General features: G+C 66.4%; 12 protein-coding genes and 1 tRNA gene. 3 read left to right on the plus strand and 10 right to left on the minus strand.

Annotated elements, in window-relative coordinates:
- Positions 1 to 9: 9 nt before the first annotated feature.
- The 10 genes from JTE92_RS29970 to def form a co-directional block, all read right to left on the minus strand.
- Complete coding sequence (locus tag JTE92_RS29970; RefSeq protein ID WP_147318539.1) at positions 10 to 894, minus strand: hypothetical protein; 885 nt, start codon at positions 892 to 894, stop codon at positions 10 to 12.
- An 830-nt stretch (positions 895 to 1,724) separates the two neighbouring features.
- Positions 1,725 to 2,189 (minus strand): hypothetical protein, encoded by a 465-nt coding sequence (locus JTE92_RS29975; protein WP_147318540.1) that lies wholly within the window; start codon positions 2,187 to 2,189, stop codon positions 1,725 to 1,727.
- 674 nt (positions 2,190 to 2,863) lie between these two features.
- A tRNA-Phe gene (locus tag JTE92_RS29980) sits at positions 2,864 to 2,939 on the minus strand.
- A 66-nt stretch (positions 2,940 to 3,005) separates the two neighbouring features.
- Entirely contained in the window at positions 3,006 to 3,716 is a 711-nt protein-coding gene (locus tag JTE92_RS29985; RefSeq protein ID WP_063240021.1) for a response regulator, read from the minus strand.
- A gap of 53 nt (positions 3,717 to 3,769) precedes the next feature.
- The gene (locus JTE92_RS29990; RefSeq protein ID WP_063240020.1) at positions 3,770 to 6,205 is read right to left on the minus strand and encodes a sensor histidine kinase; all 2,436 of its coding nucleotides are present in this window, start codon (positions 6,203 to 6,205) and stop codon (positions 3,770 to 3,772) included.
- Complete coding sequence (locus tag JTE92_RS29995) at positions 6,202 to 7,095, minus strand: DUF4390 domain-containing protein (RefSeq protein WP_063240019.1); 894 nt, start codon at positions 7,093 to 7,095, stop codon at positions 6,202 to 6,204. The genes JTE92_RS29990 and JTE92_RS29995 overlap by 4 nt, the downstream gene beginning before the upstream one ends.
- A gap of 9 nt (positions 7,096 to 7,104) precedes the next feature.
- Positions 7,105 to 8,532, minus strand: coding sequence for a 16S rRNA (cytosine(967)-C(5))-methyltransferase RsmB (gene rsmB / locus JTE92_RS30000; protein ID WP_063240018.1), 1,428 nt, complete (start codon positions 8,530 to 8,532; stop codon positions 7,105 to 7,107).
- Positions 8,533 to 8,723: 191 nt separating this feature from the next.
- Complete coding sequence (htpX, locus tag JTE92_RS30005; RefSeq protein ID WP_063240017.1) at positions 8,724 to 9,584, minus strand: zinc metalloprotease HtpX; 861 nt, start codon at positions 9,582 to 9,584, stop codon at positions 8,724 to 8,726.
- Positions 9,585 to 9,778: 194 nt separating this feature from the next.
- On the minus strand, positions 9,779 to 10,792 hold the full coding sequence (gene fmt / locus JTE92_RS30010; protein ID WP_063240016.1) for a methionyl-tRNA formyltransferase: 1,014 nt from the start codon (positions 10,790 to 10,792) through the stop codon (positions 9,779 to 9,781).
- Positions 10,793 to 10,979: 187 nt separating this feature from the next.
- Positions 10,980 to 11,486, minus strand: coding sequence for a peptide deformylase (gene def, locus JTE92_RS30015; protein WP_063240015.1), 507 nt, complete (start codon positions 11,484 to 11,486; stop codon positions 10,980 to 10,982).
- Between the two features lie 161 nt (positions 11,487 to 11,647).
- Here def and JTE92_RS30020 point away from each other — a divergent pair, with 161 nt between their 5' ends.
- The 3 genes from JTE92_RS30020 to JTE92_RS30030 all read left to right on the plus strand — a co-directional run bounded on the left by JTE92_RS30020 (position 11,648) and on the right by JTE92_RS30030 (position 14,490).
- Positions 11,648 to 12,817, plus strand: a complete 1,170-nt coding sequence (locus JTE92_RS30020; RefSeq protein WP_063240014.1) for a LysM peptidoglycan-binding domain-containing protein — start codon at positions 11,648 to 11,650, stop codon at positions 12,815 to 12,817.
- Between the two features lie 19 nt (positions 12,818 to 12,836).
- Positions 12,837 to 13,991, plus strand: a complete 1,155-nt coding sequence (dprA, locus tag JTE92_RS30025) for a DNA-processing protein DprA (protein ID WP_063240013.1) — start codon at positions 12,837 to 12,839, stop codon at positions 13,989 to 13,991.
- 94 nt (positions 13,992 to 14,085) lie between these two features.
- Entirely contained in the window at positions 14,086 to 14,490 is a 405-nt protein-coding gene (locus JTE92_RS30030; RefSeq protein ID WP_063240012.1) for a thioredoxin family protein, read from the plus strand.
- The last annotated feature ends 25 nt before the right edge of the window (positions 14,491 to 14,515 follow it).

Below are 14,515 nucleotides of genomic sequence, written 5' to 3' on the forward strand. Positions count from 1 at the left end.
TGTACGCTTTTATTTTTGTTGACGAGCAGGTATGCCTGCACCCTTGCTGGGCTGCACGCGAAAGCTCAAGATCAGTTCGCGCGCCTTGCGTTGGTACTCCATCCACTGACTCAATGTGCGAGCGTCATACTGGAGAGATACTTCTGCCTTTATGGCCGGATACAAGGAAAACCGATGTGTGCAAACATTGCGACGGCTTTCTTCAAATGGCTCTCCATTAGCATTGCACTCAATAAATGCAACATCCTTGCCGCTGTCTGTGAAAAAAAACAGGCGCTCCTTTTTGGTGGCGGGGCCGCTCGGATAATGCACAATCTCTTCTGATCTGTATTCAGTTAATCCATAAATCGTCTCGGCCTTCAGATCGTATCGCTTGTTGCGGAATTTCGACAGCCCTTCGATTTTCTTATTTTGATCATATAAATTTCCGCTTTCTAATTTTTCATCACTCAAATTCAATGACGTGCTAGCGCTGATCCCGATAGGCAGCCACTCAATCGGCGCTGCGATTGACTTCTGCGTCCGGTAATAGCTAGCTTCGTTCTCAGGGGTCCTCGGCGCAAAATCTGGCAAATGCACCATCAGCGGTAACGAGTTGATCTTTGAGGCGAAGGTGCGGACTGGCGGCGTCCACTTGCGGCGTTCCGGGTCGAATACGCTTGGATCGCCGTCGTATTCGGTCACGAGGTGGATGTAGTTGACAGGGACAGAAACCGGCACACCCCCGAGGTCGCCAATAATGGGATCATCCCCCTTGGGGAGATCAAAGGGGCCGGCCCACGAGGCCGTTCGGGGGCCAACTACTACCGTCGCAGCCACTACGAACAGTACAGCAAGGGCGGCAAACAGCGGGCGCCTGAACCTCGCTCGCTTCGTTGATGAATGACTCCACATGCTGCATCGCCTCCTTGCTTCTTTTCATGCCGACGGCAACTGCTATGCCGCACAGGGACACCGGGACACCACACGGCAAAAATGCCCGGCCCCCCTTTGATGGGGCTCGGTTGCAATGGGGGGGAAGAGTCCGCCGTGAGCGCGCCCGGGAACCCGGCTAATAAGCCGGGCATTGAATCATATCGGCATCGCGCTGACCGAGATTTAGGAACCTTCCTAGAATGCCATCTCAGGATTCAGATTATAAAATTTAATATCAGATTTAATTTATTTTAAGGTCAGCCGCAGATCGTCTGCAACCGCAGCTCCGCGCTAGACTACCGCAAGCGGTTCGGTGCGGTAGGTGTAGCGCGGCGCAAGAACGGGGTGAGGCATTGACCCATGCATTCGGCCATTCGGCTCGACGTTGCTTTTGTTGACGGGGTTTCCGCCTTGATGGGAATACTCCCACCTCGCACTGAGTTTCCATGTGGATATAACAAAAATCCACATTTCGTTGTCACCGCGCAAAAAAGCCAGGCTGCCGCGAGTAGCAGCAGCCTGGGCGCGAGGACTGATAGGCGGGGTCAACCAGCTACCAGCGAAGGGGTCGACTCGCGTGAGCAAGTGACAGGGCAGAACGCATCCGTGGCCACTTCGGTAGGTTTTCTCAGGCCGACGCCTTGAACCGCCGCTTGGGCCGTTAGTTCGCACCGGTACGCTAACCTCAGTACGCAAGGGGTAACCGCGGCCAGTCCAGACGAGGGAAACGGTGAAGTCCCTTTCCGTAGCGCCGGGCCGGCCAACATCTAGGCATTCTCGAACCTAAGGCACCCCGAACATTTTCTCGATCACTGTGCCGGCCCACTAGTCTTGGTAGCAACGCCCAAGAAACCATCGCTTCGGTCAGGCAATAGCCCAACCGCATACAGCGTGGTGGCTCCCCCGCCAGTCGTGTCGGCGATTCCATAGCCCGAGACCGTACTCGTGCCCATACTGCAAGCGCCGCCTTGATATTTCACAGTGAGGTTATAGATCGCCTTACCGGTAGCCCGAGGGGCAATCGTGCCCGAAAAATCACAGACATTCGGACTAGTACCGGCGGACCCAGAAATCGAGCCATCGGCATGGACCGTAAGTGTCATCGGCGACGAGCCATTGATGACTGCGGAAGCGCCGGAGTAGTTGCCTGCAAGCGCACTGACGGGTGTCTGAATGTCGTATGCAGAGTCGTAAGTGCCGGTGAAGGTCACGCCTTTAGCACCCGCGTTCGCGGTACCTTGGGGCATCGAAAAGCTATCATCAATCGTCTTCAAGCGAGTGTTTGCGCAGGAAAGCAGGAACCTCGACATCCGTCCGAGGGGGACGCTCCGAGAGAGGGCGACGCACGATCCAGCGGATGCCATTCGGCCCGTTCGGGCCATACTCGCAGACGGTGATGCAGCCGGACTTCTCTCTCGCTGCCCACTCACGCCGGCGCCGCCGGTCGCCAATGGCGCAGCCTATCCGTACGACCAACCATAGACCGGCTGCTCCCAGCACGATGAAGCCAAGGGCAAGCGCTGCAGTAGTGTGCATGGGCATCTCCGTATCGATCCAGGAATGGTAGGTCGACGGGGAGGCGGTATCCAGCCATCGGTATCCACGTTTTGGCCCCCTTCCCCGTGGATGTGTAGTTTGTCTGGCCCGGATGGCAGTCGCGCTTGCGCGAAGGCAGAGGCATCCCCCGCCAGCTCTGAGAGGCCATTCGACGGGGCTACGTGGACCGCGGAGCCCGCGGTAGTCGCAGTGGTGGACTTGTGATCGGTGTGCGACTGGGATTCGACGCTCGGCGATTTCCCCTAAATCGGGTAGGGACTTTTTCTTGTCGCGGGGCGAGTTGGTGTTGGCGGGGGCTGGGCCGTTGCCGCAATCCGCTACAAGGTGGTTACACGGCGCCCAAAACGGACAAGGGGTTGCAACGCGATGCGCTGCAACCCCTTGATTTGTCTGGTGGCCTGGGACGGAATCGAACCGCCGACACAAGGATTTTCAATCCTCTGCTCTACCGACTGAGCTACCGGGCCAAAGAAGGAAAACTATAACGGTTATTTCTGACACCGTCAAGCGACATCTGCATCACCGGCCCACTCTCACTGCTCGGCCGGTTCGGGCTTGTTGCGGCCCAGTTCGACGCCGAGCTGCTTGAGCTTGCGGTACAGGTGGGTACGCTCCAGCCCGGTCTTCTCGGCCACGCGGGTCATGCTGCCGTGCTCGCGCAGCAGGTGGTACTCGAAGTAGGCGCGCTCGAACAGGTCGCGCGCTTCGCGCAGCGGCATGTCGAACGAGAACTGCATCTCGGCCTCGGGCACGCGTGCGGGGCTGCCGTTGGTGGTGGTCTCGGCCACGGCTTCCGGTGCGGTGGTGGTCCCGGCGGATTCGGCCGAAGGCGCGCTTGCCGGCGCGACGGCGGTGGCGGGGGCGCTGCGCGGACGTTCGATGCCGCGTGCCAGGCCCTGCTCCACCGCGGACAGCAGCTTCTGCAGCGCGATCGGTTTTTCCAGGAAATTCAGCGCGCCGATCTTGGTGGCCTCGACCGCGGTGTCGATGGTGGCATGGCCCGACATCATGATGACGGGCATGGTCAGCTGGCCCTGCGCGGACCATTCCTTGAGCAGGCTGACGCCATCGGTATCGGGCATCCAGATATCGAGCAGCACGAGATCGGGCGTGCCGGCCGCGCGGTATTCGCGCGCCTGCTGCGCGTTTTCCGCGAGTTCGACCACGTGGCCTTCGTCGCTGAGGATCTCCGAGAGCAGCTCCCGGATTCCCATTTCGTCATCGACTACGAGGATGGTTGCCATACTTCCCCTCTTAAACCCACCGCAGCGTTCCGGAGCGGACCGCCAAATGTTGACTATGTCAGCTTAACGAACAGGATCGAGATCTGTGCGCCGACGACCTCCGTACCTTCCATGCGATTGCGCAGCTCGATGCGCGCGCCGTGTTCGTCAATGATCTTCTTTACCATCGCAAGCCCGAGACCAGTGCCCTTGGCTTTGGTAGTCACGTAGGGCTCGAACGCACGGCTCAGGATCCGTGGTGCAAAGCCGGGACCATTGTCCGCAATGGTGAGCTTGACGGCCTGCCGGTTTTCGCCGGCAGAATCTTTGTATTCTACAGTCTCGGTGTTCAGAGTGATATGGGGCGCCGCCCTACCCGCCGCGACGTTCTCGGCCGCCGCATCCTGCGCGTTCTGGAGCAGGTTGTGGATGACCTGGCGCAGTTGCGTCGGATCGCCCTTGATCTCGGGCAGCGCAGTGCCCAGCGCCGGATGGATCACCGGATGCTCGTGCACCGCGGGATCGTCGATGCCATACAGATGCAGCACCTCTGACACCAGGCTGTTGAGCTGCAGCGATTGCAGCACCGCGGGCGGCGTGCGCGCGTAGTCGCGGAAATCGTCGACCATGCGCTTCATCGCCGCCACCTGGCTGACGATGGTCGCAGCGCCGCGCTTGAGCACGTCGGCGTCGGTGCCTTCGAGCTTGGGCGAGAGCTTCATCTGCAGCCGCTCGGCCGACAGCTGGATCGGCGTCAGCGGGTTCTTGATCTCGTGCGCGAGGCGCCGGGCCACTTCGCCCCAGGCCACCGAGCGTTGAGCGGAAATCACATCGGAAATATCGTCGAAGACGATGACGTAGCCGGGCTCGTCGCGCTCGCCGCCGGGCAGCCGCGCGCCGCGCACCAGCAGCGTCAGCGGCTGTTCGTCCATGCCGCCGTGGCCCTGCGGCAGCTCGATCTGCTTCTGCCAATGCTCGGCGCCGCCCAGCATCTTGCTGGTGCTCTGGTCCGAGAACGCCTGGCGCACGATCTCGCCGAACGGGCCCATGCCCGGGATCTGTTCCACCGGCAGTCCCAGCACGGCGCCGAACGGCTGGCGGAAGATACGCTCGGCGCCGGGGTTGGCGGTGATCAGCACGAAGCGCCGGTCGAATACCAGCACGCCCGCGGTCAGGTTCTGCAGCACGCTTTCAAGATAGGCCTTGGACTGCTCCAGCGCCGCGCGGTTTTCTTCGACCGCCAGGCGCGCCTCGGCCAGCTGCCGCGTCATCTGGTTGAACTGCTGGGTCAGCATGCCAAGCTCATCGCGGCTCTTCAGTTCGCGCTTGGGCGACAGGTCGCCCTCGGCCACTTCCTTGGTCCCCTGCAGCAGCATCAGCAGCGGCCGCGCCAGCTGGCCGCCGAGCAGCAGCGCCAGCATCACCGCGATAAAGACCGCGAGGAACAGCGTCAGCGTCAGCGTCCCGATATACATCTTGCGCAGGCCGGTGCGGCCCAGCGCTTTCTCCTGGTACTCCTGGTAGGCGCGCTGGACTTCGTCGGCATTGCGCGCGAGCACGGCCGGCACCGGGTGCAGCACCTGCAGGTAGCGCTCCTCGCGCACGGTCTCGCCGACCAGGCCGAAGCCGCTCGATGGCGATTCCTCGGCACGGCGTTCCACCGACAGGCCCGACCCGGCCCAGCGCGAACGCGGTGCCGCGCTCGGCACGCTCGCAGCCATCTGCTCCTGCGCGGTGGTCGGCGCCGCGCCCAGCGGGATGATCACGCGCAGCCGGTACAGGTGGCTGCTGTCGACGCGCTCGGCGCCCTGGCTGTCCTGCGTCGTATCGGTGCCGCCTTCGACCGCGGCGTAGCCGCCCGCCAGCCGCGCCTGCTCGGCCAGCACGCCCGAGGGCAGGTCTGGCACCAGCGCCGCGTAATTGCTCGATGCGCTCGCCAGCACGCGGCCGCTGCCGGTGAAGATCGCCGCCTCCTGTACCCCGTACTGCTCGCGCAGCCGGCTCAGCTGCAGCGACGTTGACACGCCCGACGAACCGGCCAGCTGCTCGGCCATCAGCCGCGCCTTGCCCTGCAGGTCGGCCAGCGCGCTGTCGATGGTGGCGCGGCCCAGGTTGAGGCCGGCTTCGAGCGCGGTTTCCACGCGCACGTCGAACCACGACTCGATGCTGCGCGAAACGAACTGCAGCGACACCAGGTAGATCAGCACGCCCGGCAGCACGCCCACCACGCCGAAGAACACAGCCAGCTTGGTCATCAGCCGCGTGCCGAACTTGCCGCGGCGGTAGCGCAGCCACAGCGTCACCGCGAGTGCGCCGATGGTCAGCACCAGCAGCGCGCCGATCACCAGGTTCACCTTGAACAGCAGCGTGAAATAGCGGTCGAAGAATTCGGTATTGGCCGATGCTCCGGCCAGCAGCCCGACCAGCACCAGCGCCAGGAAAGCGATGATGCCCGCCACGACGCGATACAGCACGCGGCGGAAACGGCTGTCCCACAGCGAAGTGTTCATGGCTGGCTTGAGGCGGACAGGGCGGACAGGGCGGACAGGGCCGGCTGCGCCAGCAGCGCGGTCGACAGCGCGGCCGACGCCGCCTGCACGAACACGGTGTTGCGCGGGTCCACTGCGGCGGCGGGTGCGCCCGGCGCGGATGCGGGCGCAGGCACTGCCGGCACGACAGGTGAAGCGGGCAGCGGCGGCGAGGCCGGCGGCGGCGCCGGCACCGCGGGCACCGGCACCGGCGTTGGTACCGCGTTCAGGTCCGTCGGCACCGTGTAGATAAAGCGCCGCCAGTCCGAAGCCAGGTTCCAGTCGCGCGTATTGACCGCATTGATCTGGAATGGCTTGGGCAGTTGCGACAGGTCCAGCCGCATGCGCACCTGCGCGTGATAGCTCTCGCCGGGCTTGATCGCGTTGCGCTCGAACACGCGCCAGCCGCGTACCCGCTGGATAAACTGCAGCGCGCTCGTCATCCGCGAGAACGGCAGCTGCAGGCCGCCGGTGGAAATGCGGTATTGCCGCGTCAGCGGCTGGTAGGACAAACGCACGCTGCGGCTGGTGTTGACGGGCTTGTCATCGAACCAGTACCAGCGCGGCCGCGTCAGCTCGAAATCGACCACGAAATAGAGCGAGATGCCCTTGTGCAGGGCGTCTTCCAGCGCGGGCGGCAGGTCGAACTCGAAGCTCGCGGCCAGTTCGAAGCCGCCGTCCTGGTATTCGATGCGGGCCTCGGTGGCCTCGATCACCTGCGCATGGGCGGCAGGCGGCAGCCACAGCAGCAGCGCCAGCGCGAGCATCAGCACCACCCGCATGCGCGCCAGCAGGTGCGTCCGCAGTTGCGTCATTCCCGTGGCGAAATCCACGGTAACGCGGCAGTCTGACGGGCGCGGCGTGCTCAGCATCGGATCAGATCAGGCGCGTTTCTGGAAGCGGGCGTAGAAGAAGCCATCGTGATCCGATGGCAGGCTGGCGTGGCCGGGGTCCTTTTCACCTTGTTCGCCGGCCGGGGGCGTTGTCGTACGGGTGCCGGGCAGCAGCTGCCCCGGCGCCTGCAATCGTATCGCATCTGCCAGTTGCGCACCAAACCAGCGCGCCTGCTCCTCACCCTCCGTTGGGAAAATAGAACACGTGACGTAGACCAGGATGCCGCCCGGCTTGAGCAGCGGCCACAGCTGCGACACGATGCGGCGCTGCTCGGTGACCAGCTTGGCGATATCGGTTTCACGGCGCAGCCAGCGGATATCGGGATGGCGCCGCACGATGCCCGAGGCCGAGCACGGCACGTCGGCCAGGATGCGGTCGAAGGGCTGGCCGTCCCACCAGTCGGCGGGCCGGCTGGCATCGCCCACCACGACGCGGGCCTGCTTGCCGAGGCGCGCCAGGTTTTCGTTGATGCGGGTGGCGCGCTGCGGGTCGCTTTCCACCGCGGTCACGTCGATGTCGCCAAGCTCCAGCAGGTGGCCGGTCTTGCCGCCGGGGGCGGCGCAGGCATCGAGCACGCGCATGCCGTCGGCCACCTCGAGCAGCGGCGCGGCCAGTTGCGCGCCGGCGTCCTGCACCGACACCACGCCTTCGGCGAAGCCCGGCAATTGCGTCACCGGCACCGCGCGCACCAGGCGCACGGCCTGCGGGCCGACCACGGTGCCGGCCAGGCCGGCATTGGCCAGGTCGGTCTGGTATTGCTTCACGCTGACCCGCGCGGTGTTGACGCGCAGCGTCATCGGCGGGCGCACGTTGACGCTCGCGGCGAGATCGGTCCACTGCTCGGGGTACGCCTCGCGCAGCATGCGCAGCCACCACGGCGGCAGGTTCCAGCGCGCCTGTTCGTCGCGGTTGACCTCGGCCAGCAGCGCCTTGCGCTCGCGCAGGAAACGGCGCAGCACCGCGTTGACGAGGCCGCGCGCATGCGCGGTCTTGGGTTCCGAGGCGGCTGCGCTGACCGCCTGGTCGACCACCGTGAAGGTGCTGTAGCCGGCGCGGCCCGGGGTGCCCTGTGTTGCGCCCTGTGCCGCGTCCTGGCTGTCCTTGTCCTGCCGCTGGCCCGGCGCCTGCTCGAGCAGCAGCGCCAGTGCCACTGCCAGCAGCGAGTCCACTTGCGCGCCGGGCGGGCGCGTGACCAGCTTGGTCACCAGCGCACGCGCGGTGCCGAACTGGCGCATGGTGCGGTAAGCGATGTCCTGCAGCGCGCCGCGCGTGGCGGCATCGCGTACGCGGTCCAGGCGCAGCTGCGCGGCGGCGTCCTCGATCGCCTGCGGCAAGGCGGTGCCTTCGCTGACGGCGCGTACCGCGGCGGCGGCGCCAAGCATCTGGAAGGCAAGCGAATCGGGAGGCAGGCGCATATCGGTCAGGCAGCGGCGAGGCGGCAGGTAAGTCGTGAATCGGTGGACAGCCGGGCGAGGGCAACAAAAATGCCCGCTGGTCCATGTTGAAACCAGCGGGCAGTTTACCTTGTGTGGGAGCCGCGTTCCGGAATTGCCGCCACATCGGGTCCCCGGCGGGGTCCCCAAGGGCTTCGCAAACTACCGCTCGGTCAGGCGGGATAGGTCCCGGTCTGCGCCATCTGCATCAGGCGCGCGATGCGTTCCTCGGTCGCCGGGTGGGTCGAGAACAGGTTGGCGATGCCGCCGCCCGAAAGCGGGTTCATGATCATCATCTGCGCCGTGGCCGGGTGCTCCTCGGCCGCCTGGAACGGGATGCCCCGCGCATAGCGATGGATCTTGTCCAGCGCGCTGGCCAGCGCCTGCGGGTCGCCGCTGATCTCGGCGCCGCCGCGGTCGGCTTCGAATTCGCGCGCGCGCGAGATCGCCATCTGGATCAGCGAGGCCGCCAGCGGCGCCAGGATCGCCACCGCGATGCTGGCGATGGGATTGGTACGGTTGCCGTTCTCGTCGCGGCCGCCGAAGAACATCGCCATGTTGGCCAGCGCCGAGATCGCGCCGGCCATGGTCGCGGCGATGGTCGAGGTCAGGATGTCGCGATGGCGCACGTGCGCCAGCTCATGCGCCATCACGCCGCGCAGCTCGCGCTCGGACAGCACGCGCAGGATGCCGGTGGTCGCCGCCACCGCGGCGTGTTCCGGGTTGCGGCCGGTGGCGAAGGCGTTCGGCGCGTCTTCATTGATCAGGTAGACGCGCGGCATCGGCAGGCTGGCGCGCTGCGCCAGCTCCTGCACCATGCCGTAGAACTGCGGCGCGGTACTGGCGTCGACTTCCTGCGCGTTGTACATGCGCAGGACCATCTTGTCCGAGAACCAGTAGGAAAAGAAGTTCATGCCGAGCGCGAGCAGCAGCGCCATCATCATGCCGCTGCGTCCGCCGATCATGCCGCCGATGACGATGAACAGCGCCGTGATGGCCGCCATCAGCATGAAGGTCTTGACCCAGTTGAACATTGCGGTGATCTCCATGTAGTGGACCGCGCCGGCCGTTGCAAGACTTGCAGAACATGCCGGTGCGATGACCGTTAGATAGTGGCCAACACCAGAAAATTCAACTGCTTGCGGAGGATGCTACCCACCCGCCGCACCATGGCGCATGGCGCACACGAAGTGCTTGCCGCGCTGCCTTGACCCGCTGCCTTGACCGATTATGCCTGTGTCGTCCCATTGCCGGGCACCGCGCAGCGCGTGCCTGGCGGCAGCGGCATGGCCTGCAGGAACTGCTGCGCCGGCTGGCGGCGCCCGCCCGGCTTCTGCAGTTCGGTGACCTGCAGCGCGCTGCCGCCGCCGCAGGCGATGATGATGCCGCCGGCATCGGCCGCCAGCACTGTGCCGGGCGGGTGCGGCAGGCTGCTGGCCGCGGCCAGCGGCAGTGCCTGCCAGCACTTGATGACGGTATCGCCGACCTGCACGGTGGCGCCGGGGAACGGGTTGAAGGCGCGCACCTGGCTGGCCAGCGCCGTGGCCGGGCGGCGCAGGTCCAGCGGTGCCTCGTCCTTGGCGATCTTCTCCGCGTAGGTGACGCCGGCTTCGGGCTGCTTCGTCGCGGCCAGCGCGCGGCCCGCGGCCAGTTCCTGCAGCGCGCCGACGGTCATGCGCGCGCCCAGCGCGGCCAGCTTGTCGTGCAGCGTGCCGGTGGTGTCGTCGGCGCCGATCGGCATGGCCTCGCGCGTGAGCATGTCGCCTGTGTCCAGGCCTTCGTCCATCTGCATCAGCGTGATGCCGGTCTCGGCATCGCCGGCCTCGATGGCGCGGTGGATCGGCGCGGCGCCGCGCCAGCGCGGCAGCAGCGAGCCGTGGATGTTGAGACAGCCCAGGCGCGGCAACGCCAGCACCTCCGCGGGCAGGATCAGGCCGTAGGCGGCGACCACCATCACGTCAGGGGCGAGCTCCGCCAGCGTGTCCACGGCCGCCGCGGCCTCTTCCGGATACTTGCCGTGCCGGCGCAGCGAACGGGGCTGCAGCACCGGGCCGAGCCCGTTGGCCATTGCGTACTGCTTGACCGGACTCGCCTGCAGTTGCATGCCGCGGCCCGCGGGCCGGTCCGGCTGCGTCAGCACGGCCACCACGGGAAAGCCGGCGGCGTGGATGGCTTCAAGCGCGACGCGCGCGAACTCGGGCGTGCCGGCAAAGGCGACACGCAGGGGCTTGGCTTGAGACATGGCAGGTTCCGAGGTGAATACTGGCTGAAAGCGCGGGCTGAAAGCGCAACCGGCCGCTATCGCGGCCGGTACGTTTGTTCTTCGGAAGTCATAAAGATAGCAGACCCCGCGCGCGTGTCGAGCGCAGGCGGCGGATTCCGCCGTGCTGTTACATCTTCGCGGGCTTCTCGCCGATGCCGTGCGCGACTTACATGCGCGTGCGTTCGCGCTTCTGCAGCTTGCTCTTGATGCGGTTCAGCTTGAGCGGCGACAGGTACTCGACAAAGACCTTGCCGCGCAGGTGGTCGATCTCGTGCTGGATGCATACGGCCAGCAGGTCGTCGGCGTCCAGTTCGAAGGTCTCGCCCTTCTCGTTGAGCGCGCGCACGCGCACGCGGTCGGGGCGCTCGACGCGGTCATAGACCTCGGGCACCGACAGGCAGCCCTCTTCCCATACCTTGCGGTTGTCGCTGGCCCAGACGATTTCCGGGTTGATAAAGACCTGGAGCTGGTCGCGCGTTTCGGAAATGTCGATCACCACGACCTGCTCATGGACGTTCACCTGCGTCGCGGCCAGGCCGATGCCCGGGGCTTCGTACATGGTCTCGGCCATGTCCTTCACCAACTGGCGGATGCGGTCGTCCACGGCCGCGACGGGTTTCGCGACGGTGTGCAGGCGGGGATCGGGGTAGGTCAGGATGTCGAGTTTTGCCATGATGCTAGGGCGCAACGCCCGCGTCAGCGAGCGGCCCTGCCGCGTTGCGGCGTCGGGACTTTACATGCAGAATCGGGGCGCCAGTACAAAAAATCAAGGCGCGCCGAAGCAGGCACGCTCTCCAGGGTCAATCCGGCCGAACCACCGGCCGGTTCAGGAAAATGCGCGATCTTACCAAAGAACACCAGGCGGCGTCGGGCCGCAGGCTGCACGCGTTCACCCTTACATTGCTGAGTGCCGCCAGCATCACTGCCGCGGCGAGCCTGCCCGTCCGGGCCGCGGACCTGACGGTCACGGCGGCGCAGCAGGCCGAGGCCCAGCGCACTGCCCGCCAGGGTATCCCGATCGCCGATCTCGCCCCCAATGCGCCCTCGCAGTACACCGTGCGCAATGGCGATACGCTGTGGGGCATTTCGGGCCGATACCTGCGCCAGCCATGGCGCTGGCCCGAGCTGTGGGGCATGAACCAGCAGCAGATCCGCAACCCGCACCTGATTTACCCCGGCCAGATCCTTTACCTGATCCAGAGCGAGGGCCGCGCCTGGCTGTCGACCACGCCCGCCGGCAACGGGACCGTGCAGCTGTCGCCTCGCATACGTGGTGGCGACGCGGACGGCGCCGCCATCCTCAGCATTTCTGCCAGCGATATCGAGCCGTTCCTGATTCGCCCGCTGGTGGTCGATGAAGGCACGCTCGCAACGTCGGCGCGGATCGTCGCGGTGCCTGAATCGCGGGTGTACCTGGGCCGCGACGACAGCGCCTACGCGCGCGGCATTGCCGCCGATGCGCCAGCCGGCAGCGACTGGCAGGCCTACCGGCCAGTCACGCCGGTGCGCGATCCGGTCACCAACGCCGTGCTGGGCTATGAGGCCGAATACGAAGGCAACGTTCGCCTGGCGCGCGGCGCGCAGGGTCCCGATGCGGTTTCCACGCTGCAGGTCACGCAGGCCCAGCAAGAGATGGGCGTGGGCACGCTGCTGATGCCGCAGCCGGCGCGCGAAGCGGTGCGCTACATGCCGCATGCGCCCGATACCGAGGTCGACGGCCGCGTTGCCAAGGTCTATGGCGGCGTCGAATTCGGCGGTGCCAGGCAGGTGGTGGTGCTCAACGTCGGCAGCAAGGCCGGGCTCGAGCCCGGGCAAGTGCTGGCGCTGTCGCGCGCTGGCGAGACCGTGCATGACCGGACCGATCACAACCGCAGCATCCGCCTGCCCGACGAGCGCTACGGCCTCGCCTTTGTCTTCCGCGTGTTTCCCGGCGTGTCGTACGCGCTGGTGACCGACGCCTCCAATGTGATCTCGGTCGGCGATCGCGCCACCTCGCCGCGCTGAACCGGCCTTGGCGGATGGCATGAAGGCATTGCCCCTGGCTGGCGTGATTCGGCCAGACTCCACGCGGGAGCCCGCGGACGTGCTCGCATGGCTGCGGCTGGCCAACGCACCCGGCGTCGGCCCTGTGGCGATGCGGCGCATGATGGCGGCATTCGGGCTGCCGCAGCAGGTGCTGGCGCAAAGCGTGGCGGCGCTGTCGTCGGTGGTGCCGGCCAGGCTGGCGCGCGCCGTGCTGGCTGCCCCTGGCGCCGCGGTGTCGGCGCTGGCCGGCCGGACGCTACGCTGGCTCGACACGCCCGGCAACCACCTCGTCACGCTCGCCGACGACGCCTATCCCCGGCGGCTGTTCGATCTGGCCGATCCGCCGCCGCTGCTATATATCCAGGGCGATCCCGCCATGCTGGCCCGCCCCGCCGTGGCCATCGTCGGCGCGCGCTCGGCCACCGCGCAGGGCACGCGCGACGCGCTGACGTTCGGGCGCGGCTTGTCCGAGTCGGGGCTGACGGTGGTGTCGGGCCTGGCGCTGGGTATCGACGCGGCGGCCCATGCGGGCGGCCTGCGCGGCTGCGGCGGCACCGTGGCGGTGACCGGCACCGGGGCCGACCGTGTCTATCCCGCGGAGAACCTTTCATTGGCACGCGAGGTGGCGCAGCGCGGCGCCATCGTTACCGAGTTTCCCCTTGGCATGCGGGGGCTGGCGGCCAATTTCCCGCGGCGCAACCGGATCATCGCGGCGCTTGCGCGCGGCGTGCTGGTGGTCGAGGCGGCCGCGCGCTCGGGTTCGCTGATCACCGCGCGGCTGGCGGCGGAGCTCGGGCGCGAGGTGTTCGCGATCCCGGGCTCGATCCATGCGCCGCTGTCGCGGGGCTGCCACCTGCTGATCGGCCAGGGGGCGAAGCTGGTGGAGTCGGTGGGGGACGTGCTCGACGAACTTGGCGTCCCCGCCCCACCGCGGGCCGCCGTGGCCCAGGACCACGATGTCACCGGCAAGGCCCGACTTTCAGAACCGGCTGATATCCTGTTGCCGGCACTCGGCTACGATCCGGTTACGCTGGACGCGCTGTGCGAGCGCAGCGGCCAGCCCCCGGAGACGGTCGCGGCGCGCCTGCTCGAGCTGGAACTGGCCGGGGTGGCCGAACGTCTACCGGGAAACCTGTTCCGGCGCCTGGGCTGAACTAGGCGTGTGCCACAGCAACGGGGGGCACGGCCCCGTTACCGATACAATCGCCGGCGTCCGCATGCCGCGGGCGCCTCATGATTCCGATGCCATGACCGTTTACTTTCCCGAGCGTGACGCCGCCGCCATTGCCAAATGCCTGGCCGCGCGGCCACAGGGCCGCCTGGTGGCTTGCCTGTGCGCGCAGTGGTGCGGTACCTGCCGGGATTACCTGAAGGCGCTGGCGGCACTGGCCGGGCGCCATCCCCAGGACTGTTTCGTCTGGATCGATATCGAGACCCATGCCGATGCGCTCGGCGATATCGATATCGAGAACTTCCCGACGCTGCTGGTACAGCCGGCGTCGGGCGGCGCGCCGCAGTTTTATGGCACGCTGCTGCCGCATGTCGAGGTGCTGGAACGCATGCTGACGCGCGGTGGCGCGATGCCGGCAAGCGCGGAAGATGTGCCGCAGGTGCTGGACTGGTTACTTGCCGGAGGCCATGGCGCTGCCTAGGCGGTGCTGGCAACGACGACGGAGC

Origin of the sequence: Cupriavidus oxalaticus (assembly GCF_016894385.1) — a bacterium.
Lineage (GTDB): Bacteria > Pseudomonadota > Gammaproteobacteria > Burkholderiales > Burkholderiaceae > Cupriavidus > Cupriavidus oxalaticus.